Source organism: Microbacterium bovistercoris, assembly GCF_003387575.1.
Lineage (GTDB): Bacteria > Actinomycetota > Actinomycetes > Actinomycetales > Microbacteriaceae > Microbacterium > Microbacterium bovistercoris.
This window is the reverse complement of sequence record NZ_QUAB01000039.1, coordinates 68901-93515: the sequence shown is the minus strand read 5'-3', so window position 1 is coordinate 93515 and position 24615 is coordinate 68901. Positions and strand designations below refer to the sequence as shown.

The 24615-nt window shown below is 70.1% G+C and carries 22 protein-coding genes, 1 tRNA gene and 1 pseudogene; 9 read left to right on the top strand and 15 right to left on the bottom strand.

The features are described 5' to 3' along the window. Positions 1-63 precede the first annotated feature (63 nt). Positions 64-996 carry a LysR family transcriptional regulator ArgP gene (locus DY023_RS08020; protein WP_116241815.1) on the bottom strand — a complete coding sequence of 311 codons (933 nt, stop codon included), beginning with the start codon at positions 994-996 and terminating at the stop codon, positions 64-66. Between the two features lie 25 nt (positions 997-1021). Here DY023_RS08020 and DY023_RS08015 point away from each other — a divergent pair, with 25 nt between their 5' ends. Further along, positions 1022-1681, top strand: a complete 660-nt coding sequence (locus DY023_RS08015; protein WP_181905768.1) for a LysE/ArgO family amino acid transporter — start codon at positions 1022-1024, stop codon at positions 1679-1681. Positions 1682-1707: 26 nt separating this feature from the next. On the opposite strand, the gene DY023_RS08010 is transcribed toward DY023_RS08015, so the two are convergent. The 4 genes from DY023_RS08010 to DY023_RS07995 form a co-directional block, all read right to left on the bottom strand. After that, positions 1708-2070, bottom strand: coding sequence for an iron chaperone (locus DY023_RS08010; protein ID WP_116241814.1), 363 nt, complete (start codon positions 2068-2070; stop codon positions 1708-1710). Positions 2071-2148: 78 nt separating this feature from the next. After that, complete coding sequence (gene rplA / locus DY023_RS08005; RefSeq protein WP_116241813.1) at positions 2149-2838, bottom strand: 50S ribosomal protein L1; 690 nt, start codon at positions 2836-2838, stop codon at positions 2149-2151. Between the two features lie 11 nt (positions 2839-2849). Beyond that, on the bottom strand, positions 2850-3281 hold the full coding sequence (gene rplK, locus DY023_RS08000; RefSeq protein ID WP_116241812.1) for a 50S ribosomal protein L11: 432 nt from the start codon (positions 3279-3281) through the stop codon (positions 2850-2852). A gap of 143 nt (positions 3282-3424) precedes the next feature. Further along, complete coding sequence (locus DY023_RS07995) at positions 3425-4429, bottom strand: helix-turn-helix transcriptional regulator (RefSeq protein ID WP_116241811.1); 1005 nt, start codon at positions 4427-4429, stop codon at positions 3425-3427. A gap of 98 nt (positions 4430-4527) precedes the next feature. On the opposite strand from DY023_RS07995, the gene DY023_RS07990 reads away from it, so the two are divergent. Next, on the top strand, positions 4528-4923 hold the full coding sequence (locus DY023_RS07990) for a VOC family protein (protein ID WP_116241810.1): 396 nt from the start codon (positions 4528-4530) through the stop codon (positions 4921-4923). 59 nt (positions 4924-4982) lie between these two features. Here DY023_RS07990 and nusG read toward each other — a convergent pair whose 3' ends face one another. The 3 genes from nusG to DY023_RS07975 all read right to left on the bottom strand — a co-directional run bounded on the left by nusG (position 4983) and on the right by DY023_RS07975 (position 6425). Beyond that, positions 4983-6002 (bottom strand): transcription termination/antitermination protein NusG, encoded by a 1020-nt coding sequence (gene nusG, locus DY023_RS07985; protein WP_116241809.1) that lies wholly within the window; start codon positions 6000-6002, stop codon positions 4983-4985. Positions 6003-6046: 44 nt separating this feature from the next. Continuing rightward, positions 6047-6313: a preprotein translocase subunit SecE gene (gene secE / locus DY023_RS07980; RefSeq protein WP_116241808.1), complete on the bottom strand. Its 267-nt coding sequence runs from the start codon at positions 6311-6313 to the stop codon at positions 6047-6049. A gap of 39 nt (positions 6314-6352) precedes the next feature. Next, a tRNA-Trp gene (locus tag DY023_RS07975) sits at positions 6353-6425 on the bottom strand. 182 nt (positions 6426-6607) lie between these two features. On the opposite strand from DY023_RS07975, the gene DY023_RS07970 reads away from it, so the two are divergent. Genes DY023_RS07970 through DY023_RS07960 form a run of 3 tightly spaced genes read left to right on the top strand, consistent with a single transcriptional unit; the run spans position 6608 to position 12040 of the window. Next, complete coding sequence (locus tag DY023_RS07970) at positions 6608-8431, top strand: HSP90 family protein (protein ID WP_116241931.1); 1824 nt, start codon at positions 6608-6610, stop codon at positions 8429-8431. 32 nt (positions 8432-8463) lie between these two features. Next, the gene (locus tag DY023_RS07965) at positions 8464-11262 is read left to right on the top strand and encodes a hypothetical protein (RefSeq protein ID WP_116241807.1); all 2799 of its coding nucleotides are present in this window, start codon (positions 8464-8466) and stop codon (positions 11260-11262) included. Positions 11263-11305: 43 nt separating this feature from the next. Next, positions 11306-12040, top strand: coding sequence for an aquaporin (locus tag DY023_RS07960; RefSeq protein ID WP_116241806.1), 735 nt, complete (start codon positions 11306-11308; stop codon positions 12038-12040). Here the strand turns inward: DY023_RS07960 and poxB are convergent. Then, positions 12037-13761 (bottom strand): annotated as a pseudogene (gene poxB / locus DY023_RS07955) (ubiquinone-dependent pyruvate dehydrogenase). The gene DY023_RS07960 and the pseudogene poxB sit on opposite strands and share 4 nt — an antisense overlap. 36 nt (positions 13762-13797) lie before the next feature. Beyond that, on the bottom strand, positions 13798-14421 hold the full coding sequence (locus tag DY023_RS07950; RefSeq protein ID WP_116241805.1) for an NAD(P)-dependent oxidoreductase: 624 nt from the start codon (positions 14419-14421) through the stop codon (positions 13798-13800). A 47-nt stretch (positions 14422-14468) separates the two neighbouring features. Between DY023_RS07950 and DY023_RS07945 the strand changes: the two genes are divergently transcribed. The 4 genes from DY023_RS07945 to DY023_RS07930 all read left to right on the top strand — a co-directional run bounded on the left by DY023_RS07945 (position 14469) and on the right by DY023_RS07930 (position 17697). After that, the gene (locus tag DY023_RS07945; RefSeq protein WP_116241804.1) at positions 14469-15065 is read left to right on the top strand and encodes a TetR/AcrR family transcriptional regulator; all 597 of its coding nucleotides are present in this window, start codon (positions 14469-14471) and stop codon (positions 15063-15065) included. Between the two features lie 213 nt (positions 15066-15278). Beyond that, on the top strand, positions 15279-15914 hold the full coding sequence (locus tag DY023_RS07940; protein WP_116241803.1) for a DedA family protein: 636 nt from the start codon (positions 15279-15281) through the stop codon (positions 15912-15914). Continuing rightward, positions 15914-17050 (top strand): sensor histidine kinase, encoded by a 1137-nt coding sequence (locus DY023_RS07935; RefSeq protein WP_116241802.1) that lies wholly within the window; start codon positions 15914-15916, stop codon positions 17048-17050. The genes DY023_RS07940 and DY023_RS07935 overlap by 1 nt, the downstream gene beginning before the upstream one ends. Beyond that, on the top strand, positions 17050-17697 hold the full coding sequence (locus tag DY023_RS07930) for a response regulator (RefSeq protein ID WP_425453443.1): 648 nt from the start codon (positions 17050-17052) through the stop codon (positions 17695-17697). The genes DY023_RS07935 and DY023_RS07930 overlap by 1 nt, the downstream gene beginning before the upstream one ends. Positions 17698-17864: 167 nt before the next feature. Here the strand turns inward: DY023_RS07930 and DY023_RS07925 are convergent, their stop codons facing one another. Genes DY023_RS07925 through DY023_RS07905 form a run of 5 tightly spaced genes read right to left on the bottom strand, consistent with a single transcriptional unit; the run spans position 17865 to position 24548 of the window. After that, positions 17865-19229 carry an NAD-dependent succinate-semialdehyde dehydrogenase gene (locus tag DY023_RS07925; protein WP_116241800.1) on the bottom strand — a complete coding sequence of 455 codons (1365 nt, stop codon included), beginning with the start codon at positions 19227-19229 and terminating at the stop codon, positions 17865-17867. An 11-nt stretch (positions 19230-19240) separates the two neighbouring features. Next, entirely contained in the window at positions 19241-20716 is a 1476-nt protein-coding gene (locus DY023_RS07920; protein WP_116241799.1) for an NAD-dependent succinate-semialdehyde dehydrogenase, read from the bottom strand. Between the two features lie 27 nt (positions 20717-20743). Next, positions 20744-22306, bottom strand: coding sequence for an APC family permease (locus DY023_RS07915; protein ID WP_116241798.1), 1563 nt, complete (start codon positions 22304-22306; stop codon positions 20744-20746). Next, positions 22306-23190, bottom strand: a complete 885-nt coding sequence (locus DY023_RS07910; protein ID WP_116241797.1) for a universal stress protein — start codon at positions 23188-23190, stop codon at positions 22306-22308. Before DY023_RS07910 ends, DY023_RS07915 begins: the two co-directional genes overlap by 1 nt. Next, positions 23187-24548 carry a flavin monoamine oxidase family protein gene (locus tag DY023_RS07905; protein ID WP_116241796.1) on the bottom strand — a complete coding sequence of 454 codons (1362 nt, stop codon included), beginning with the start codon at positions 24546-24548 and terminating at the stop codon, positions 23187-23189. Before DY023_RS07905 ends, DY023_RS07910 begins: the two co-directional genes overlap by 4 nt. Between the last annotated feature and the right edge of the window lie 67 nt (positions 24549-24615).

Below are 24615 nucleotides of genomic sequence, written 5' to 3'. Positions count from 1 at the left end.
ACTACCGGCATCCGCCTTCACACACGCCGCCGCGCGGTGGTTCGCTCGGCGGCAACCGCGCGCTCAGCGCAGCGGCGCGAGGGCACGGGATGCCTCGGCGGCGACCTCCGCGGCGATCGCGTCGAGCAGCGGTGAGCGCAGGTTCCACTGCTGCCAGTACAGCGGCACCCTGGTCGCGGGACCCCCGAGGTCGACGAGACCCTCGACGCCCTGCACCACAGGGATGAGCGCCCACCCCAGGCCGAGCCGCACCGCCTGCGCGAAGTCGTACGATGCCGGCACGTAATGCCGCGGCACCGACCACGGATCGACGCCGTGCCCACGCAGCCAGTCGTGCTGCAGCTCGTCACGGCGATCGAAGTCGACGAACGGGGCGCGGGCAAGGGCATCGGGTGTCGCCCCCTCGGGGAGCCATCGCGCGAGGTACTCCGGCGTCGCCATCGGACGGTACTCCAGTACGCCGAGCGGCTCGACCCGGCATCCGCCGACCGGGGTGCTCTCCGAGGTGACAGCCGCCATCACCTCACCGGACTCGAGCAGGCGGGCGGTGTAGTTCTGATCGTCGCGGTGCAGGTCCACGTCGATGTCGTGCTGCTGCGCCACCCGTGCGATCGGGGCGAGGAACCAGGTCGCCATCGAGTCCGCGTTGACCGCGAGCGGCACGCGCACCCGGGTCTCCCCGGTGTCGTCGGGCGAGAGTCCGAAGGCAGTGATCGTCTCGTGCTCGAGCAGCGCCACCTGCCGTGCGAGACGCACGAGCGCCTCACCGGCCTCGGTCGCGCGCACCGGCTTCGACCGCACCACGACCACACGACCGAGCTGCTGCTCGAGTGCCTTGATGCGCTGGCTGACCGCGGAGGGCGTCAGATGCAGCCGGCGCGCGGCGGCGTCGAAGCTGCCCTCGTCGATGACGGCGGCGACGGTGGCGGCGAGCTGGGCGTCGATCTGCACATAAGCGATGCTAATGCTGATGCAGTTCTCTTCGCTGGAGTTCATGATGCCTGACGCTTAGCGTGGATCCGTGCTCACCCTCCTGTCCGGCCTCGGCCTCATGTACTCGCTGATCATCGCCGTCGGCGCGCAGAACGTCTTCGTGCTGCGCCAGGGCATGCGTCGCGAGCACGTACTGCCGGTCGTGCTGATCTGTGCGGTATCCGACGCTCTGCTGGTGCTGGCCGGCACTGCCGGACTCGGCTATCTCGTGAACTCGGCCCCCTGGCTGATCGTCGTCGCCCGCTGGGCGGGCGGCATCTCGCTGGTCGTGTACGGGATCTTCGCGGCCCGTCGCGCGTGGGCGAAGGGCGGCGAGTCGCTGGTCGCCGACCCCGAGGCGGATGCCGCGGACGCGGCCGCCTCCGGCGGCACCGCGCTGGCGACGAAGACCCGTCTGGCTCCGGTGATCCTCGCCACCCTGGCGTTCACCTGGCTGAACCCGAACGTCTACCTCGACACCGTGCTGCTGATCGGCGGCATCGCGGCGACTCACGGCGACCAGCGCTGGATGTTCGCAGCCGGCGCGATCATCGGCAGCATCACCTGGTTCTTCGCGCTCGGCTACGGCGCCCGGTACCTCGGCCGCTGGCTGCGCACGCCGCGCGCCTGGCGCATTCTCGACACCGCGATCGCCGTGCTGCTGGTCACGATGGGGATCGCCCTGGTCGTGCCGGTGTTCGCCGGCTGAACGGCCACGTCCGGCGTCCGTCAGGGTCAGGGACGGCGCAGCGACGGATCCTCGATCTCGGCCATCCGCGCCGAGACGACCGCGCGGATGGCGTCATCGGGCAGCGGATGCTCCGGCTGGAACCGGATCGTCCCCTTGTCGTACTCGAAGCCGGCGAGGGCGTCCGCGACGACCTCCGGCACGCGTCCGCTGAACGGGTACAGCCCGATGTGCTTCTTGGTGCGCATGACCGAGATGAGTGCCTTGCCGCGGTGCAGCAGTGCCGGCATCCCGTAGCTCTTCCCCTGCTCGGTCTCCCCCGCCGTCGCGCGGGCGATCTCGTACACATGCGCGATCACCGCGCGGTCATCGGGTTCGAGTCCTTCGAGGTAGTCGTCGATCGTTCCCATGACGGCATCCTGTCATCCGCTCGCCCAACGCAGAAGACCCCCGCCCGAAGGCAGGGGTCTTCCGAATGAGCGTCAGACTCAGATGGCGTTGACGTCCAGCGGGATGCCGGGGCCGAACGTGGTCGACACGGCGCCCTTCTGGATGTAACGGCCCTTCGAGCTGGACGGCTTGAGGCGCACGATCTCCTCGAGCGCGGCCTTCATGTTCTCGTCGAGCTGCTCGGCCGAGAACGAGGCCTTGCCGACGACGAAGTGCACGTTGGCGTGCTTGTCGACGCGGAACTCGATCTTTCCGCCCTTGATCTCCTCGACGGCCTTGGCCGTGTTCGGGGTCACGGTGCCGGTCTTCGGGTTCGGCATCAGACCACGGGGGCCCAGCACCTTACCCAGACGGCCGACCTGGCCCATGAGCTCAGGGGTGGCGACGGCTGCGTCGAAGTCGGTCCAGCCGGCGGCGACCTTCTCGATCAGCTCGGTGCCACCGACCTCGTCGGCGCCCGCGGCGATCGCGGCCTCGGCGGCCGGGCCGTTCGCGAACACGATGACGCGGGCGGTCTTACCGGTGCCGTGCGGGAGGATGACGGTGCCGCGCACCATCTGGTCGGCCTTGCGGGGGTCGACCGAGAGCTTCAGCGCGACCTCGACGGTCGAGTCGAACTTCGCCGAACCGGTCTCCTTCGCCAGAGCGACGGCCTCGGTGGGCGTGTAGAAGCGATCCGCCTCGATCTTCGCGGCGGCGTTCTTGTAAGCCTTGGACTTGGTAGCCATTGTTATCTCCCTCAGCCCTCGACCGTGATGCCCATCGAGCGCGCGGTGCCCTCGATGATCTTCGACGCGGCGTCGATGTCGTTCGCGTTCAGGTCGGCCTGCTTCTGCTCGGCGATCTGGCGGACCTGGTCCTTGGTGATCTTCGCGACCTTGACGGTGTGCGGCGTGGCGGAGCCCTTGGGCACACCGGCGGCCTTCTTGATCAGCTCAGCAGCCGGCGGGGTCTTCAGGATGAAGGTGAAGCTGCGGTCCTCGTAGACGGTGATCTCCACGGGGATGACGTTGCCGCGCTGCGACTCGGTCGCGGCGTTGTACGCCTTGCAGAACTCCATGATGTTGACGCCATGCTGACCGAGCGCGGGGCCGATCGGCGGCGCCGGGTTGGCTGCACCGGCGTTGATCTGAAGCTTGATCAGGCCGGTCACCTTCTTCTTCGGTGCCATTGTGATTCCTTTCTCGAGCGGATGCCCTGGAGCATCCCTCTCCCGCGGATCCGGCATCTCCGGAGCGCGGTGACGAATGCGCGACCCTTCGACAGGCTCAGGGACCCATGTCGATGGCGCACAAACCAGACAAGTCTACCCGATCAGAGCGGATGCCGCGTGCGCGGTGCCCCGTCGCTGCGGTAGAGGCCTGCGATCCGGTCTCCCAGCTCGCGCAGCGCCGCGCGCACCTCCGGCGGCCCGACCGCCTCCGCCACTCCCGCCCAGCCCGCCAGCTGCTCCGCGAGCGCGTCCACCCGGTGCGCGCGCACCTCCATGAGCGCGCGTCCGCCCTCATCAGGCTCCGCGTCCAGCACGAAGGCCTGCGCGCCGAACCGGTCCTGCAGTGCCCGTACGGCCCAGGGCTCCACGCGCACCAGCGCCCGTGCGGCGCCGCGCAGGTCCTCGACACGCTCGACCATGCGCGCCCAGGCCTCGGCGACGTCGAAGCCGTCCGGCGCACTGCCGCGCTCCGGGAGCACGCCCAGCTCGCGGATGCGGTCGATCCGGTACATCCGCAGCCTGTCCGCATCCGCGGCATCCGCATCATCCTGCGCGGGCGCGCCGAGCAGGTACTGCCGGCTCCCTCGGCTGCCGATCACCAGCGGAACGAGTTCGATCTCGATCGCGCCGCGCGTCCCCTCGTACTCGAGACGCACCCGCCGCTGGGCGGCGATCGCTCGCTGCAGCGCCGCGACGGTCGACGAGGCCGCCTCATCCGGGACCTCGCCCCACGGCGCATCCCGCACGGTGGATGCCGCCACGCGCTGCGCGCCCTCGCGGAACGGTTCGGGCATGGCCCGCACCAGCTTCCGCACCGCGGCGATCCGCTCGGGATCGGCGTGACCGCTCTGGCTCAGCCCGATCAGCAGCGAGGTCACCTCACCTTCGGTGAGCCCGGTCAGGTCGGTGCGCGCACCACCGATGAGCCGCCAGCCGCCGCCGCGCCCTCTCGTCGGGTAGATCGGCACGCCCGACATCGCCAGCGCCTCGAGATCGCGGCGCGCGGTGGGCACCGACACCTCGAGCTCCTCCGCGAGTTCGGCGGCAGTGATCTGCGGGCGCCCCTGCAGCAGCAGGAGGGCCTGGATCAGGCGATCGGCACGCATTCCGGGAATTCTTCCGACGAGTTTTTCAAGTGATCAGAAGATGATCACTTCACGGTCGAGCATAGAAGTATCAGCAGTTCGACAGAAGGGGAAAAGACATGTTCCGTGGACTCGCCAACCTCAACCTCGTGGCCGACGACATGACCGCCGCGATCGACTGGTACACGCAGGTGTTCGACTCGGCGCCCTACTTCGTCCGTCCCGAGCAGGGCCCCGCTCAGTACGCCGAGTGGCGGTTCGGCGACGACGACGACGAGTTCGCCCTGATGGACGCGAAGTTCCGCCCGGCTCTCCCGGCGCCCGGCGGCGCACTGGTCAGCATGCACGTCGACGACATCCAGGCGTCCTTCGACCGCCTGATCGCGCTCGGCGCGCAGCCGTTCGACCCGGTGACCCAGCGCGGCGAGGGCTGGTACTCGGCATCGGTCAGCGACCCGTTCGGCAACCTCGTGGGCCTGATCCAGAGCCCGCACTGGGCGGCACAGCACGCGTGACCCCGCCGAACACGAAAGCGGCCGCCCCGAGGGGACGGCCGCTTTCGCACGTGGTGATGTCAGATCATCTTCGTGACCTGGTCAAACGACAGCTCGACCGGGGTCTCGCGCTCGAAGAGCGACACCAGCACGGTGAGCTTGCCGCTCTCGGGCTTGATCTCGCTGATCGAACCGGGAAGGCCGGCGAACGAGCCCTCCTTGATGGTGATCGTCTCGCCGATCTCGAAGTCGACCTCGGCCGCCACCGGACGGGCGACAGCCGTGCCGCCCTTGGCGGCGATGGACTTGGCGGTGGGGACGTCCTTGACCTCGACGAGGGACTTCAGCATGTTGAAGGCCTCTTCGAAGCGCAGCGGCGTCGGGTTGTGCGCGTTGCCCACGAAGCCGGTGACGCCGGGCGTGTGGCGGACGACCGACCAGGTGTCCTCGTTGAGCTCCATGCGCACGAGCACGTAGCCGGGGATGCGCACCCGGGTGACCATCTTGCGCTGGCCGTTCTTGATCTCGACGACGTCCTCCATGGGGACCTCGACCTGGTAGATGTCGTCCTCGACCTCGAGCGTCGACTTGCGCTGCTCGATGTTGGCCTTCACCTTGCGCTCGAAACCGGCGTAGGAGTGGATGACGTACCACTTGCCGGGGAGCATGCGCAGGTCCATGCGGAAGGCCTCGTACGGGTCCTCCTCGGCCTGCTCGTCGTCGTCGGACTCATCAGAGTCGTCGCCGAGCTCGGGGCCGTCGTAGGGTGCGACCTCGGCCGCCTCCTCCGCCTCCTGCTCAGCGGCCTCCTCGGCAGCCGAATCGTTGAGAACCTCTGCGGCGGCCTCGGTCTCGGCCGTCTCGTCCAGGTTGAGAGCGTCGTTCACGATCGCGTCCGCCTCCGGGTCGTCGATGTCGTCAGTGTCGTCATCAGTCTCGTCGTATTCCTCGTCGTCCTCGATGTGCAGGGCGACGTGCTCGGCCGAGGTCGCTGCGAGCTCTTCGGCAGCGAGGACGTTGCCCTCCTGGGCTTCGTCCTCCTCGCTGGACTGCTCGGCCGCGGTCGCCCAGTCGGCGTCGTCGGAATATCGTTCAGACACTGTGCTTCTTTCGGTTCACTGCGGCGGTCGCCGCAGGGGCGTCACTAGGCCGGAACGCCGAATACGTAGTGGGTGAGCGCTGCGAAGAGCGTGTCCAGGCCGTACACGACGCCCATCACGATCAGCACGAACACGAGCACGACCAGCGTGAACTTCACGAGTTCCTTGCGGGTCGGCGTGACGACCTTGCGAAGCTCGGCGATCACCTGCCGGAAGAACAGCGCGATTCGACCGAAGAAGCCCAGCTTCTTGTCGCGGGTGGCGGTTCCGCCGAACGCTGCGACCTCGCCGCGCGGTTCGTCCTGATCCATCCTGCTTGTACCTTTCGTGGTCAGCGTCGCGCTGACGCGCAGGGCGGACAGGAATCGAACCTGCAACCTGCGGTTTTGGAGACCGCTGCTCTGCCAATTGAGCTACCGCCCTAGAGACCCGGAGGCCCCTGGGATCCGCATCCCCGCACCGACCTGAGGCACGGCGAAAGAATGCAGACAACTGCCCCACCAGTGTACGACATCCGGGAGGCTCCGACGAACCGGGGTCGGAACCGGTCCCCTGTTAGGCTCTGCGAGCGGCCGCGAACGGGAGGGGTTTCAGTGACCGAGGGGATGCAGCAGTTCCAGGTGGATCTGCGCGGTGTCGTCGACCTTCTGAGTCGCCACATCTACTCGAGCCCGCGGGTGTATCTGCGAGAACTCCTGCAGAACGCCAGGGACGCGATCACGGCGCGTCGCGAGGTCGACGGCGGCGGCGGGGTGATCCGGATCACCCCGCTGTCCGAGAACAGCGGCGAGTTCGTGCTCCGCGATGACGGGGTCGGACTCACCGCCGCGGAAGTCGCCGAACTGCTCGCCACCGTCGGCCGCAGCTCGAAGCGCGACATCTTCGACCTGCCCCGCAGCGACTTCCTCGGCCAGTTCGGCATCGGGCTCCTGAGCTGCTTCATGGTCGCCGACAGCATCGTGATCCGCTCGCGCAGCGCGCGCGGCGGAGCATCCGTGGAGTGGACCGGCAACGCCGACGGCACCTTCGTCGTCGCCGAACTCGACGAGGAACTCCCGATCGGCACGAGCGTGCACCTGGTGCCGCGATTCGACGCAGACGACCTGCTGCGCGGGCCCGCCGTACGCGAACTCGCACAGACCTTCGCCGAATTCCTGCCCGTGCGGGTGGTTCTCGACACCCCGGCCGGTGACGTCGACGTCACGCGCCCCGCGCCGTTCCTCGACGGTGCGATGTCGGATGCCGCGTGGGCCGACGCCGCTCGCGGCTACGGCCGCGACCTCATCGGCGCCGCCCCGCTCGACGTCATCGAGATCGCGGAGCCCGGTACCGGCACCCGCGGCCTGGCGTACGTGCTTCCGTACGCCCCGCCGCCGAGCGCCAGGCAGGCGACTCGCATGTACCTCGGCCGGATGCTGCTCTCGGAGCACGCCTCCGATGTGCTGCCCGACTGGGCGTTCTTCGTGCGCGCGGTGGTCGACTCCACCGGCCTTTCCCCCACCGCGAGCCGTGAGTCGCTCGTCGAGGACCCGGCCCTCGAGCACGTCCGTGAGCAGCTCGGCGCCGGCATCCGCCGCTGGGTGCTGGAGCTGGGACTGCGCGAGCCGCACCGCCTGGCGCAGTTCGTCGCCGTGCACGAGATCGGCCTGAAGTCGCTGGTGCGGCACGACGAGGAACTCGCGCGCTTCATCACCCGCTGGCTCACCGTCGAGACCACGCACGGCACGATGCGCCTCGGCGACTTGGCCGAGCGGTACCCGCTGATCCGCTACGCGGCGACGGTCGACGAGTTCCGCCAGGTGGCGGGCATCGCGCGCCCGGGCGAGGTGCTGGTCAACGGTGGGTACCTGTACGACGCCGAGCTGATTCGCATGCTGCCCGAGCTGTACCCCGAGGTCGCCGTCGAGCAGGTCGACGTGACGGGCGAACTCGACAGGCTCGACCCGCCGCCGCTGGACGACCGCGACTCCGCGGTCGCGCTCGAGGAGCGCGCGAGCGCCGTGCTCGCGGCATCCGGCTGCGCGGTCGTGGTGCGCACGATCGACCGGCCCGACCTCACCGGGCTGTACGTCGCCGATCCCGACGTGCTGCGAGCGATGGACCGCACCCGCACCAAGGGCATCACGAACTCGTTGTGGGGCGGCGTGCTCTCCCGGATCGACGACCAGGTCGGCGCCGGGCGCGACGACGATCTCGCGGCCCGGCTGTGCCTGAACTGGAGCAACCGCGTCGTGCGCGCCCTCGTCGGCGTGCAGGACGACGCGGTGTTCGCCCGCACCGTGCAACTGCTCTACATCCAGTCGCTGCTCGCCGGGCATCACCCGCTCGCAGACGCCGACCGCACTCTCATGACGACGGCCCTCGCCGATCTCGTCTCGCTGTCCGCCGGCCTCGAGGCCGACGTCTTCCCGTTCGACGACCCGCGCTGACCTGCGCGCCTCCCGTACCCAGAAGGAGCACCATGCCTCGCCCTGCCCAGCGTCTCGAACAGCTGCTCGAGGAGATCGACCGCACGCCCTGGGGCCCTGCGGAACAGGCGCTCACGGCGGAGGCCGTCGCCCTCGCGGTCGAGATCGGCGACGAGCAGCTCGAGTACCGTGCGCGGATGCGGCAGACGGCGTCGGCGAACATGGGCGGCGCCACCGACGTCATGCTGAACTCGTTCGCGTGGTGTCTGGCCAGGCACGACGCCGACCCGGTGCGCTTCCCCGCCGACATCGAGAACGGCGGCGCCGACCTGATGTGGCAGTTCAAGTGGATGGCCGCCTCGCTGCGCTCCTCACCGTCGTTCTCGCAGGAGCAGATCGCCGCGGTCCTCGATGACATGGAAGCGCACTACCGCGCCGCCGGCATCGGCATGAGCGGTGTGCTCACAGCCCGATTCGAGGATGCCTGGGATGCCGGGCGGATGGACGAGGCGGAGGAGCTGCGGGTGCGCCTGGAGGCGACTCCGCGCGACGACTACAGCCACTGCGACGCGTGCGGCCGCAGCCAGATCGCCGGCTTCTTCGCTGCCACCGATCGCGAGGAGGAGGCTGTCCGCCTCGTGGAGGAGATGGTCGAGGGCGGCTTCTCCTGCGGCGAGGAGCCAGAGCACGCGCTCTCGCGCGCCCTGATCCCGTATCTTCACCTCGGCCGGTTCGAGGAGGCGAAGGCCGCGCATCTGCGCAGTTACCGGCTCGCGAAGGACAACCCCGACAACCTGGTGATCGTCGCGAACAACATCGAGTTCGCGGCCCTCACCGGCAACGAGGCGCGCGCCCTGACCATGATCGAGCGGCACCTGCCCTGGCTCGCTCATGACCAGCTCAACGTCGACGGGCACCACGCCGCCCTCTCGACGATCGCCTTCGCCCTGGACCGTGTCACCGCGGCAGGCCACGGCGACACCCCGGTGCGCGGTGCGGATGCCGCAGCGCTGGTGCCCCTGTTCGGCGAGCACGACGGCACCTGGACGGCGGAGCAGCTGGCGGCGGCGGCCTGGACGGCGGCGGACCGCATCGGCGCGGCGTTCGACGAGCGCGACGGCACCGACGGGCACGCGCAGCGCCGGGCCCGGATGCAGGCACTCGCCGCGGAGCACTACGACGTGCCGATCCGCTCCGACGCCTTCGCTCCTGCGCCGGCCGCGGCGACGCCGGTGGATGCGGACGGCTGGTACGACCGTGCGGTGGCGATCGGCAGCTACGGATCCGAGCTGGACGCCCTCGCGGCCGCCGACCGCGCCGAGTCGGCCGGGCTCTCCGACCCTGCCAGGCGCGCCCGCATGCTGGGTCTGCGCATCGGCGCTCTGGTCTCGCTCGAGCAGGTCGACGAGGCATCCGCGCTGCTCGCTCCACGGGTCGCGGAACTGCGTGCGTCCGCACAGGAGGATCAGGCGGAGCTCGAGGAGCGTCTTGGTCTTTCGCTGTTCGGCCGCGGCACCCCGGACGACATCGCTGCACTGGAGCGGGAATGGGCGGATGCCGCGGCGCTGCCGGAACGTCCGCGCGGCGACCTCGCACTGACCCTCGCGTCCGCGCGCGCCGGAGCGGGCGACCCCGCGGCGGTCGAGCTCGCAGCCCAGGCGCAGCGGATCTACCAGGGTGTCGACGAGGACCGGCTCGCCACCACCTCGGTGCTGACCGCCGCGGTCGCGCTGCTGCGCACCGAGCGGACCGCCGAAGCCGCTGAACTGCTGGATCAGCTGGTCGAGGGCGAGCGCGTGAACGACGGACACCGTGCCAGGGCGCTCGATCTGCGTGCCCGCGTGCGCGGCGGCATCGGCGAATTCGGAGCGGGCGCCGCAGACGCCGATCGGGCGGCCGGGCTGCTCGCGGGCCTCGGCGCCGAGCGCGCTCTGGCCAATGCGCAACTGCTCGCCGGTGCACTGTGGGAGGACGCCGGCTCTCCCGAGCAGGCGGTCGTCCGGTACCGGCTGGCGGCGCGACTGGTGGCCCAGCACGGCGGCGACCGCGAGGGCGTGGAGTTCCGTCAGGCCAAGGCGATGCTCGCCGCCGGTGATGCCGCGGAGGCGGCAGAGCTGCTCAGCGACGTGCTGCAGCGAGAGGAGGCGGCCGAGACGCCGGCGGGATCGCGGGCGATCACCGTCGGCATGCTGGCCCGTGCGCTGGCCGGTTCCGGCGAGTTCGGCCAGGCCGTCGGCGCGTTCGGCTACCAGGCCGGCCTGCATGCCGAGGCGGAGGAACCGGCGGACCAGGCGATGGCGATGCTCGAGCAGGCCAGGATCCTGGCCCGGTTCGGCGAGATGGACGAGGCGATCGAGACGCTCGAGGAGGCGGCAGATGTGGTGCGCCCCACCGAAGCCGCCGGCGCGATCACGCAGGTCCTGCATGAACTCGGCCAGGGCTATGGATCGCAGAAGGACGAGCGGGCGTTCGCGCTGTTCGACGAGGTCGCACGGATCGCTGCAGAGAACGACGCGGCCTGGCTGATCGCCGATGTGACCGACTCGCGTGGTCGCGCTTTCGCCGAGTTCGGCCGGATCGACGACGCCGTGGCGGCGGCGCTGACCGCAGCCGACGCGTTCGCCGAGCTGGGGGACGCAGGATCGGCCGGCGGGTCCGAGCTGTTCGCGGCGCGCGTGCTCACCGAGGCCGGCCGGCGCGACGACGCCGTGCCGCTGTTCCGCAGCGCCATCGACCGGGCTGCGGAGATCCCTCCGCTGCGACAGGTCGCGGCGCTCGAACTCGGCGACGTGCTCTCGGCCCTCGGGCGCAATGCCGAGGCCGCCGAGGCGCGCGCGATCGCGGAGGGCTGACCAGGCGCAGCCGGGGCCGGGGACACGGCAGAATGATCCTTCTATGGAACCTGTCCCCCTGCTCCGGCGCGCCGGTGCTGAGCTTCTCGGCACCGCGCTGCTGACCGCGGTCACGCTCGGCTCGGCGGCCGCGGCCCAGAAGCTCTCGACGGATGCCGGGCTGAGGCTGCTGGAGGGGTCGCTGGCGACCATGCTCGGCCTCGGCGCGCTGATCCTGCTTTTCGGCCCGGTCTCCGGCGGGCATCTGAATCCCGCCGTCTCGCTGACCGACGCGGTGCTGAGCCGGCGCGGCAGCGGCAAGGGGCTTCGCCCGGTCGAGCTCGGCGCCTACGTGCTGGCCCAGGTGATCGGCGCAGTTCTCGGAGCGCTTCTCGTGAACGCGATGTTCGAGGTGCCGGCCGGGCTCGGCACCGTGGAACGCGCCACGATCCCGGCTCTGCTCGGCGAGCTCGTCGCGACCGCCGGTCTCGTGCTGCTCATCGTCGGCCTGGTGCGGGCGGGGCGCAGCATCATGGTGATCGCGTCCGCTGTCGGCGCGTACATCGGCGCGGCGTTCTGGTTCTCCAGCTCGACCGCGTTCGCCAACCCGGCGGTGCTGGTCGGCCGTCTGATCAGCGACTCGGCGGGCGGCATCGCCCCGGGATCCTTCGTGCCCTTCCTGGTCGCGCAGCTCATCGGCACCGGCGTGGGCATCGTCCTCGCCGTGCTGCTGTTCCCGCATCCGCGCACGCCGGGGACCGACGTGCCGCTCGTGCACGAGCCGGAGCCGGTCGGCTAGAACAGCTGACGCCAGTTCGCCTTCGCGAGGTCGAGCAGCTCGTCGCCGCGACCCGACATCACGGTGCGCAGCGCGTACAGCGCGAAGCCCTTGACTTGGTCCGCCTTGATCGCCGGCGGCATGGACAGCTCCTGCCGCTCCGTGACCACGTCGAGCAGTGCGGGACCGTCGTGGGCGAGCACCTCGGCGACGGCGTCGAGCAGATCCTCTGAGCGTTCCACGCGGCGGGCGAAGATGCCGAGAGCCTGCGCGACCGCCGCGAAGTCGGGGTTCTGCAGGTCTGTGCCGTAGGTGACGAATCCCGCCGCCTTCATCTCGAGCTCGACGAAGTTCAGCGAGGAGTTGTTCACGACGACGACCTTCACCGGCAGCCGGTTCTGGGTGAGCGTGATGAGCTCGCCGAGCATCATCGTGAGCCCGCCGTCGCCGGCGAGTGCGACCACCTGCCGGTCGGGACAGGCGGCCTGCGCACCGATGCCGTGCAGCAGCGCGTTCGCCATCGAGCCGTGGTTGAACGACCCGATCAGGCGGCGGTTCTCGGTCATCGTGAAGTACCGCGCCGCCCAGACCGTCGGCGACCCGACGTCGGCCGTGAACACCGCATCGGACGACGCGGCCTCGTCGAGCAGGCTGGCAAGGTACTGCGGGTGGATCGGCGCCTTCCCGCGAGAGGGCACTGCCAGTTCGTCGAGCTTCGCGCGCGTCTTGCGGTAGTGCGCGGTCGCGTCGTCGAGGTGTGCGCGGTCCTCCTTGCGCTTCAGCCTCGGCAGCAATGCCTCGGCCGTCGCCTTCACATCGCCCACCAGGCCGAGATCGAGCGGATGCCGCTTGCCGAGCTGCGACCCGCGGATGTCAACCTGGATGGTGGTCACCCCGTCGGGATAGAACTGCGTGTACGGAAAGTCGGTGCCGAGCAGCAGCAGCGTCTGCGCGGCATCCATCGCGCGATATCCGGAGGCGAAGCCGAGCAGCCCTGTCATGCCGACGTCGTAGGGGTTGTCGTACTCGATGAACTCCTTGCCGCGGAGGGCGTGCACGATCGGTGCGCCGAGCTACTCGGCGAGCGCGACCACCTCGTCGTGGGCGCCCTCGACGCCCGCTCCGGCGAGGATCGTGACTCGCTCGCATCCGTTCAGGATCGTCGCCGCCTTCTCGAGCTCTGCGGGGCTGGGCACGACCACGGGGCGGGTGCGCCCGATCGCCGTGGTGCGCGTGTCACGGGCGTCCGACAGGGCGACGTCGCCCGGGATGACGATGACCGCGACGCCGCGCTGCTCGATCGCCGCGCGCATCGCGATCTCGAGCACCCTCGGCATCTGGCTGGGGTCGGCGACGTACTCGACATACACGCTGGACTCGCGGAACAGCTCCTGCGGGTGCGTCTCCTGGAAGTACCCGCTGCCGATCTCGCTGGTCGGGATGTGCGCGGCGATCGCGAGCACCGGCACGCGCGAGCGATTGGCGTCGTAGAGGCCGTTGATCAGGTGCAGGTTGCCCGGCCCGCACGAACCGGCGACCACGGCGAGGTCGCCCGTCAGCGCGGCATCGGCGGCCGCGGCGAAGGCAGCGGTCTCCTCATGGCGCACGTGCACCCAGCGGATGGTTCCGTCCTTGCGGAGGGCGTCGGTGAACCCGTTGAGGGAGTCCCCCGGGATCCCGTAGACGCGCTGCACCCCGTTCGCGCGCAGGGTCTGGACGATGTTCTCGGCGACGGTGGTCATGACGGCCTCTCGTGAAGGGACAGGACGCCTCCGACGCTACTCCGTGATGTACACCGCGTGGCCGATCCAGTCCGGGTGCGTCAGGGCGTCGACTGCGGCACGGCCCACCGTGTCGAAGGTGGTGCTGTAGTGCCAGCGCACGGAGAGGTCGACGCGCCGACGGTAATCGACGGCACCGGTCCCCTGCACGAGACGGCCAGGGCGGATGCTGGTCCAGTCGAGTCCGGATGCCGCCATCGCGGCATCCATCGCCATCGTGTCCTCGTTGTTGGCGCGCAGCACACGCTGCAGGATCGGCTTCGCGACGAACCGCGCGAGCGGATCGTCGCCGGCGACGTAGGGCGCACCGGCGGAGATCGCGATGAGGCGGCGGATGCCGGTGCGGTGCATCGCCTCGAGCGTCGCCGCCATCCCCTCGCGCAGGATGCGCGCGTTCGCGTCGCCCTTGACGAAGCCGAGCGTGGAGATGACGGCGTCCGCGCCTGTCATCGCGCCAGTGAGAGCGTCGACGTCTCGGGCATCCGCTCGCGCGACCTCCGTCGACTCCGGTGCGGACGACGGCGTGCGCGCGACCGAGACGACCTCGTGGCCGGCGGCGAGGGCGTGGGCGATGGCCCGCCGGCCGGACCTGCCCGATGCTCCGATGATGACGACGCGCATGTGATTCTCCTAGGGGTGAGTGAACACTTACTCACTAGACTAACCCCATGGCCGAACCCGCTCCCCCTGCCCGCGAACGCTTCCTCGACGCCGCATTGCTCGTCATGCGCGAGCGCGGCATCGCGAACACGACAACGAAGCTCATCGCGCAGCGCGCAGGGCTGTCCGAGGCGCTCCTGTACAAGAACTTCGACGACAAACAGCATCTGTTCCTGAGCGTGCTCGAGGAGCGCACGCCGCGGGTGCGCTTCGACCCGGACGCCGCGGGGTCCGAGGATCTCTTCGAGTCGATCATGACCCTGGTGGAGCAGCTGATGGCGTTCTTCACGCGCTCGTTCCCACTCGCCGCCTCGGTGTTCGGCACGCCGGAGCTGCTCGCGCAGCACCGCGACGGCGTGGCCGCGCGCGGCAAGGGTCCTGCCGAGGCCGTGACCGAAGTGCGCCGCTACCTCGAAGCCGAGCGCAGGGCCGGCCGCATCCGTCGCGACGCCGACACGACCGCCGCCGCGCGCACGCTCGTCGGTGCCGCATTCCACCAGGGGTTCCTGGCCGCGTTCGACGGCAAGGACAACGTGCCCGCATCGCGCCGGGTCGCCGCCGGCATCGCCGGTGTGCTGCTCCCGGCGCTCAGCCCGGCGGAGTGAGCGCCCGGGTGCGGATGCAGGCAGCCCGAACGCCTGCAGGGCGGACACTCCGCCGATCCTGCCTGCGTCCGTCATCCGTGCCTGCATCCGTGACAGCGACGATCCGTCGCGGACTGTCCGCGCTCGTGCCCCGGGCCGAGGACTGCGGTTTTCCGCACCGGGTGTGCGGTCGGCCACAGTGACCCCGGCGGCGCGGCTGTCCAGCATGGAGACATGGACAGCACAGAACAGCTCGGGACGATCGCGGAGTGGGCGATGTCGCTGATGGAGCGCCTCGGCAGCGTCGGAGCCGGCATCGCGGTGGCACTGGAGAACCTCTTCCCCCCGATTCCGAGCGAGATCATCCTGCCGCTCGCCGGCTTCACCGCGCGCCGCGGATCACTGGTTCTCTGGGAGGTGCTGCTCTGGACCACGATCGGGTCGGTGATCGGCGCGCTGCTGCTCTACGGGCTCGGCGCCTGGCTCGGCCCGCAGCGGCTGCGCCGCATCGTCGACCGCATGCCGCTGATGAAGGTCACCGATGTCGACCGCGCCGAGGCCTGGTTCGCCCGGCACGGCGGCAAGGCAGTCTTCCTGGGGCGGATGGTCCCGATCGTGCGCAGCCTCATCTCCATCCCCGCGGGCATCGAGCGGATGCCGCTGCCGCGGTTCCTGCTGCTGACGGCTGGCGGCAGCGCGATCTGGAACTCGATCTTCGTGCTGGCCGGCTACTTCCTGGGCGCGAACTGGCACCTGGTCGAGCAGTACGCCGACCTCTGGCAGTACGTCGTCATCGCCGCCGTCGGTGTCGCCGCGGCGGCGTTCGTGGTGATGCGCCTGCGCGAGCGGGCTCAGGGCAGGATGGGGTGATGGACGACCCCGCCCCCTCGCCGTCGACGGACACGCCGCTGCCGCGGGCGATCGTCCGCGGCGCGGCCGGGGCGCTCTGGGGCGTCGCGCTCCTGCCCGCCGTCCTCTTCGCGGTGCTGGCGGCTCCTGTGCATCCGGCCACGACGATCGCCCGCTGGACAGCGCGGCGCCTGTCCTGGATCGACGGCGCTCCACGGGAGTCGCTGCCACGCGGCGGGCGCCTGTTCGGGATGCACGCGGTCATGCTCCTGCTGGGAATCCTCAATCTCTGCGTGCTCGCCCTGCTCGTGATCGGCGTCGTCTCGGTCGTGCAGGTCGTGACCGCAGCCGCCACCGGAAGCGGCGTCAGCGTCTTCGATGCGCCGCCCGGACGAGTCACCTGGTCGACGGTCGCCGTCTTCGCTCTGCCGGGAATCGTGATGCTGTTCCTCGCCGCGTCGGGGATCGGCGGCATCCTGTGGCTCGAGCGACGAGCATGGTCGTCCTTCGCGCGGCCCGGTGCCGAGCAGCTGGAACGCGAGATCACGCGTCTGTCCAGCACCCTCGACGACGTCGTCGCGGCCGTCGACGGTGAACGCCGGCGCATCGAGCGCGACATCCACGACGGCGTGCAGCAGCGCGTGGTGGCGCTGTCGATCCTGCTCGCGCGAGCCGAGCGCGCCGAGGACGCCGCCGCGCGTGACGACCTGCTGCGCCGTGGCGTGGCGGAGACCCGCCTGGTGCTGGAAGACCTCCGGACGGTGGCGTGGCGTACTTATCCGGCGATGCTCGCCCGCGATGGGCTGCTCGCCGCGCTCGAGGCCCTGCGCGACCGCACGCCCCTGCCGATCCGGCTGGACGCGGAGGTCTCCGGCGCACGGCACCAGGCGGCGGAGACCGCGGCATACTTCGTCGCGAGCGAAGCGGTCACGAACGCGATCAAGCACGGCGAGTGCAGCAGCATCGAGATCTGGGTGCGCGACGACGGCGACGAGCTGACGATCGCCGTGCTCGACGACGGCATCGGCGGAGCGGATGCCTCAGGGCCGGGGCTCACGGGCATCGCCTCGCGGGTGCGCGCGCAGGACGGCCGCCTGCGGGTGGACAGCCCCGCGGGCGGGCCCACACGGATCGAGGCGGTGCTGCCGTGCGCGTGATGCTCGCCGAGGACTCCGCGCTGCTCAGGGAGGGCATCGCTCAGCTGCTGACCGCCGAGGGGCACGATGTCGTGGCATCCGTCGGCACCGCCGCCGACCTGCTGCGCGAGGTCGCGCTCGATCCCCCCGACCTCGTGATCGCCGACGTGCGCATGCCGCCGGACTTCGTGGACGAGGGCATCAGGGCGGCGCTCGAGATCCGGCGGAGCCGGCCCGCGGTCGCCGTGCTGGTGCTGTCGCAGTACGTCGAGCGCCGTCACGCCCGCGAGCTGCTCGACGGCGAGGGCGGGGTCGGCTACCTGCTCAAGGACCGCGTGTCCGACATCCCCGGCTTCCTCGACGCGATCGAACGAGTGGCCGGCGGCGGAACCGCCTTCGACCCGGAGGTGATCCGGCAGCTGCTCGCGGCGCAGGACAGGCCGGCCGAGCGCTTCGCCGGCCTCAGCGAACGGGAGCGCGCCGTGCTGGACCTGCTCGCGCAGGGACACAGCAACGCGGCGATCGCGGAGCGGCTGCACATGAGTCTCAGCGGCGTCGAGAAGCACATCAACACGATCTTCGGCAAGGCCGGCATCGTCGCGGACGGGCGGTACAACCGCCGCGTGCTCGCCGTGCTGGCGTATCTCGGCCCGCCGTCCGGCGCCTGAGCCGATACGGATGCAGGCCACCCGGACACCCGCAGGCCGAAACGCCGCGGAATCCGCCTGCATCCGTCATCCGTGCCTGCATCCGTGACGCGCGACAACACCGGATGCCGGAACGCACGACGCCCCGCCCGCCGAACCGGGCGGGGCATCGTGCGTGATCAGACGGATCAGGCCACGCGGATGAGCTTCTTGTTCACGAACTCGTCGGCGGCGAGGTGGCCCAGCTCGCGTGCGGTGCCGCTGCGCTTGATGCCACCGAAGGGCAGCTCGGGGCTGTCCGCCAGCACGAGGTTGACGTAGACCATGCCGGCCTCGATCTTGTCGGCCACGCGCTCTGCCTGTGCGGCATCCGTCGTGAACACGTACGAGCCGAGACCGAACGACGTGTCGTTCGCCAGGGCGACCGCGGCGTCCTCGTCGGCGACGCGGTAGACCACCGCGGCGGGACCGAACAGCTCCTCGCGGTAGACGTCCATCTCGGGCGTCACGTCGGCGAGTACGGTCGGGGCGAAGAACGCGCCCTCACGGGTGCCGCCGGTCAGCAGCGTCGCGCCCTGCGCGACCGCGCCGTCGATCTGCTCCTGCAGGCGCTCCGCGGCGGCCTCCGACGACACCGGGCCGAGCACGGTGTCGTCCTGCATCGGGTCGGTCGCCGTCACTGCCGCCATCGCCGCCGTGAACTTCTCGGTGAACGCGTCGTACAGCTCGTCCACGATGATGAAGCGCTTCGCGCCGTTGCAGGCCTGACCGTTGTTGTCCAGGCGCGCGTCGACGCCGGCCTGCACCGTGGCATCCAGGTCGTCGGTGGACAGCACGATGAACGGGTCGGACCCGCCCAGCTCCAGCGCCACCTTCTTCAGGTTGCGGCCGGCGACCTCGGCGACGGCCGCGCCGGCGCGCTCGGAGCCGGTCAGCGAGACGCCTGCGATCCGCGGGTCGGCGATCATGGCGGCGATCTGCTCGTTGGTCGCGAGGATGTTCTGGTACGCGCCCACCGGGAAGCCGGCGTCCTTGTAGATCTCCGCGATCGCGGTCGACGACTCCGGGCACTGCGGCGCCGGCTTCAGCAGGATCGTGTTGCCCACGATCAGGTTCGGCGCCGCGAAACGCACGATCTGATACGCCGGGAAGTTCCAGGGCATGATGCCGATCAGCGGCCCCAGCGAGGAGCGGCGGATGATGGCCGACCCCTCCCCCAGGATCGCGATCGGCTGGTCGGCCATGATGGCCTCGGCCTGGTCCGCGTAGTACTCGGCGATGTCGGCGGCGAAGTCGACCTCTCCGAGGGCCGCCTCGCGAGGCTTGCCCATCTCGCGCACGAAGATGTCGGCCAGTTCCTCGCGACGCTCGCGGTGCAGCTGCGCCATCCGGCGGATCAGGCCGGCGCGCTCGGCGACGGTCGACGTGCGCGACCAGGTGCGGTGCGCCTCGGCGGCGGATGCCACGGCCTGCTCGACCTGCTCATCGGTGAGCGTGTCGAACGAGGCCAGAGTCTGCCCCGTTGCCGGGTTGACGACGGCGTAGTCGGTCATGACTGGTCCTTTCAGTCGTTGGGGATGAGCGTGTACTTGGTGGACAGGTACTCGTGGATGCCCTCGAACCCGCCTTCACGGCCGATACCCGACTGCTTGACGCCACCGAACGGAGCGGCGGCGTTCGAGACGACGCCGACGTTCAGACCCATCATGCCGGTCTCGAGCGCGTCGATCATGCGGTGGCCGCGAGCGAGGTCCTCGGTGTAGACGTACGAGACGAGACCGTACTCGGTGTCGTTCGCCAGGCGCACGCCCTCCTCCTCGGTGTCGAAAGTGGCGATCGCGAGCACAGGCCCGAAGATCTCCTCGCGCAGGATGTCGCTGCCGGCGGCCACCTCGGTGACGACCGTGGGCTCGTAGAACGTGCCCTCGCCCTCCAACGCGTTGCCTCCGGCGAGCACCTTCGCACCTCGGCCGACGGCATCCCTGACCAGTTCGTCGGCCTTGGCGACGGCGTTCGCGTCGATCAGCGGGCCGATCGTGACACCGTCCTCGGTTCCGCGGCCGATCTTCATCGCTCGCACGCGCTCGGCGACGCGGTCCGCGAACTCCTCGGCGACCGACGAATGCACGATGAAGCGGTTCGCAGCGGTGCAGGCCTGACCGATGTTGCGGAACTTCGCGGCCATCGCGCCGTCCACCGCCTTGTCCAGGTCGGCGTCCTCGAACACGACGAACGGGGCATTGCCGCCGAGTTCCATCGACACGCGCAGCACGCCCTGGGCGGCCTGCTCGATGAGCCTCTGGCCCACGCCGGTCGATCCGGTGAACGACAGCTTGCGCAGACGGGGGTCGGCGATGATCGGAGCCGAGAGCGCGCTCGAACGAGCGGTCTGCACGACGTTGACGACTCCGGCCGGGACGCCGGCCTCCTCGAGCAGCTGCGTGAAGAAGATCGTGGTCAACGGGGTCAGTGCCGGGGGCTTGATCACCACGGTGCAGCCGGCGGCGAGAGCGGGCGCGATCTTGCGGGTCGCCATCGCGAACGGGAAGTTCCACGGCGTGATGAAGAAGGACGGGCCGACGGGGCGCTGCGAGACGACCATGCGCCCGGTGCCCTCGGGGTTCGAGCCGTAGCGCCCGGTGATGCGCACCGCCTCCTCGCTGAACCAGCGCAGGAACTCGCCGCCGTAGACGACCTCGCCGCGGGCCTCGGCCAGGGGCTTGCCCATCTCGAGGGTCATCAGCAGGGCGAGGTCCTCCTTGTGCTGCTGCACGAGGTCGAAGGCCCGCCGGAGGATGTCGCTGCGCGTGCGCGGCGCGGTCGCCGCCCAGGCGTCCTGCGCCGCGACGGCTGCGTCGAGGGCGCGGATGCCGTCAGCCGGAGTCGCGTCGGCGATGGAGCGGATCACCGCGTTCGTGGCGGGGTCGTGCACGTCGAAGGTGCGGCCGCCCTCGGCCTCGACCCATTCGCCGCCGATGTAGAGACCCGTGCGGACGCGGTCGAGCAGCTCCTGCTCGTTCGGTGCCAGTGCAGTGCTCATGGTTTCTCTTTCCTTGTCGATGTGCGGTCAGCGACGGTTGCTGGGCGGGGCGTCCATCCCCAAGGTCCTGCCCTGGAAGAACGCCGGAGAGACGAATCTCATGACGACCATCAGCACCGCGCCGAAAAGGAGCAGGCCGACGCCGATGAAGAAGACGATGCCTATGCCGCCCTCGCCGTTCGCGTCGGCGCCGATGGCGATCGACCCGTAATCCGGGGCGAGGCTGTCCACCGCGGTGATCACGAACAGCACCAGCAGGATGATGCCGCCGACGAGCGGGCTGGCGAACTTGAAGAAGAAGTCCTTGCCCGAGTCGAACCACTGGTGCCGGAAGTACCAGACGCAGGACAGCGCGGTGATGCCGTAGTAGAAGCAGATCATCATGCCGAGCGCGAGGATCGTGTCCCACAGCGCGTCCTCGCTGAGGAAGCGCATCACGGCGTAGAAGCCGCCGGCCACGACGGCCGAGGCGATCGTCGCGAACCCGGGTGTGAAGAACCGCGGGCTGACGCCGGCGAAACTCTTCGGCACGGCGCCGTAGTGGCCCATGGCCAACAGGGTGCGGGCCGGGGAGATGAACGTGGACTGCAGCGACGACGCCGACGAGGTGAGCACCGCGAGGGAGAGCAGGAACGCCAGCCCGCCCATGACCGGCCCGGAGAGGGCGAAGAACACGTTGCCGCCGATGTCCTCGTTCGTGAGGCCCAGACCGGTGTCGCCGATGCCGGAGTACATCAGGCTGCTGACCGTGAGCAGCAGGTAGATCGCGATGATCGACACCACAGTGAGCATGGCCGCTCGTCCGGGCGTGCGTTCGGGGTCCTTCGCCTCCTCGTTCATCGTGAGGGTGACGTCCCAGCCCCAGAACATGAAGACCGAGGCGGAGAGCCCCATCACGATCATGGAGAGGCCGCCCTGGATCTCGAAGGGATTGAACCATGCGAGTTCGGGCATGTGCGGCTCGAAGGCGTTGCCCTGCACGGTCTCGACGATCGCCATCACGGCGAACAGCACGAGGATCACGATCTGGAACGCGACGAGTCCGTACTGCAGCTTCTGCGAGGTGGACACGTCGCGGTACGAGACCCATGCGGCGAGTGCGACGAAGGCCAGGCAGACGCTGACGTTCACGAACGGGTTGCGCGTGATCTCGGCGATGGCCTCATTGCCCGAGATCTGCGAGATCAGCAGGAAGAGGAAGTCGACGGCGATGCCGGCGAGGTTGGACAGCACGAGGATCGTCGCGACGATCAGGCCCCACCCCGCCATCCAGCCGACGTAGGGGCCGAAGGCGCGGGTCGCCCAGGTGAACGAGGTGCCGGAGTCGGGCATCGCCTTGTTCAGCTCGCGGTAGCCGAAGGCGACGAGCAGCATCGGGATGAAGCCGAGAAGCAGGATCGCGGGCACCTGGAATCCGACGGCGCCGACCGCGCCGCCGATGCCTGCGGTGTAGGTGTAAGCCGGGGCGATGCACGAGATGCCCATCACCAGGGCGCCGAGGACGCCGACGGTGCCGACGCTGAGACCCTTGCGGGAGATCCCGGTGGTCACTGAGGAATCGGGCTCTGCGGCGCGGTTCGTGATGGACATCAGCGATCTCCTGCTTCGGCGCCGGTGCGCGGCACCACGATCATGGGGACGGGCAGTTCGCGCAGCATCTTCGCCGCGGTCGACCCGAGGAACAGACGGCGCGGCTGCGCCAGACGGCTGGATCCGACCAGCACGACCTCGCCGGGCAGCCAGTCCAGCTGCGCCACGGCGTCTTCGATGCTGTCGCCGCCGGCCTGCAGCACCTCGACCTCGGTCTCGGCAGGCAGCCGATCCCGCGCGGCGGCGAGCACCTGGTCGACATGCGCGTCCTGCACCAGCGTGATGGCGCCCGTGTTGAGCCCCGCCGGCACGTCGAGCGGCATCAGCGACACCAGGCGCACGGCGGCACCGGATGCTGCGGCCAGCCGCACGGCGCTCTGCAGCAGCCGCTCCGCGCCGGGACGGGTCCCGGTCGCGACGGTGATGCGCGGAAGTCCGGCATCCGCCTCGCCCGACAGACCTGCCGGGGCGAGCGCGACGGGCACTGTCGAGGTGTGCAGCAGTTCGGATGCCACGGAGCCGAGCCTGTGCCGGCGCAGGGCGCCGCCGTTGGCGGCGCCGAGCACGAGCAGGACCGCGCCGAACTCGTCGGCGGCGGACAGCAGCCCCTCGCCGAACGACTCCGCGAAGCGGACGTGGGCGCTGTGTGCGAGGCCTGCGGGGATGGCGGTGACCGCGTCCTCCAGCCAGCTGCGGGCCTGGCCCGCGAGCAGATCCTCGTAGGCGCGCTCCGGCGCGACGGCCTTGCTGCGCGTCCCCTCGAGCGGGAGCACGATCACCACGTGGAGCCGGGCATCCGCGGCCCGCGCGAGCCGCACGCCGAGCGCGAGGGCGTCCGCCCCCGCAGCCGTGGCGGTGTAGCCGACGACGATCGAACCGGTCATGAGCCGTCCGCAGCCAGGATGTTCGCCGCGGCGAGGCGGCCCATGCGGATCGCGCCGTCGACGTGCTGGTATCCGGCGCCGGCCATGTCGCTGCAGGCGAAGTGGATCGGGCCGACCGCGGCACGCAGGTCGGCGCCGTAGCGGTGCAGGCCGCCCATGTCGAAGCTCGCGGCGTAGGCGCCGCGGGTCCACTCCTCGGTGCCCCAGTCGCTCTCGTAGTAGACCACCGGGTTCTTCGCCTCGGGACCGTAGTAGTGCGACAGCGACTCGAGGATGCGCTCCTTGCGCTCCTCCGCCGACAGCGTGAACAGGTCGTCGGCGTTCTGGTCGGACACGAAGCCCACCAGGGTGCCGCGCTCGTCGCCGTGGTTGGTGTTGTCGTACGCCTCGTGCGAGAGCTCGTAGGGGCTGAACGCGGTTCCGGACAGGCCCTGCTCACGCCAGAACGGGCGGTCGTAGACGGCGTGCACCTTGATCACGAAGCCCATCGACAGGTGCTGGTGCAGCTGGTGCTGTCGGCGCGGCAGCGAGGGCACGAACGAGATGCGGTCGTAGAGCACCGGCGCGTGCGCGAGGATCGCGTACCGCGCGCGCACGGTGAGATCTCCGTCGGCGTGCGCGACCACACCCTCGTCGCCCCACTCCAGGAAGCGCACCGGGCTGTTCAGGAACACGTCGTCACCGAGACGCGCGGCCAGTGCCTGCGGCACCTGCTGCAGGCCGCCGACGACGCGCTTGTCCAGGATGAAATCGGCGTCGACGAGGTTGGAGTACGAGCCGGCGGATGCCGCCATGAGCAGCGACTGCAGCAGCGAGAAGGTGTGCGTGGGCTTGGTGAGCATCGCGGAGCCGGTGGCGAAGGCGAGGTTGCGGACGGCCTCGTCGTCATCGGTCTGTGCACGGAGCCACGCGTCCCAGGTGACCGAGTCCCACTCCTGGGCGTTCGGGTGCTCCCAGGGCTTGTCGGGGTCGATCTCGGCGACCATGGCGTCCAGGCGCTCGGTGATCTCGGCGATGACGGCCTCGGTCTCGGCCGACACGGGGAACATCTCGCCGGTGAAGCGGTGCAGCTGTCCGTCCGGGCCGACGTAGACGCTGTCGCCCTCGCGGTAGCGGCTGAAGGTCTCCAGCCCCAGCTCCTCGATGGTCTCCTTCAGCGCGTCCTGGTCGGGCGAGACCCACTGGCCGCCGATCTCGAGCATGGCGCCCTCGATGACGTCGGTCCACAGGCGTCCGCCCACGCGGTCGCGCGCCTCGAGCACGGCGACCGTCAGGCCGGCCTTGCGCAGCTGGTTGGCCGCCGTGGTGCCGGCAGCGCCGGCGCCGATGATGACCACGTCACGAGTGATGTCCGTCATTGCACAGATCCTTCTGTTCGAAATGGGGTGTGCCGGCCGCGCTCCGAGATCCCCCGACCCTTCGCGC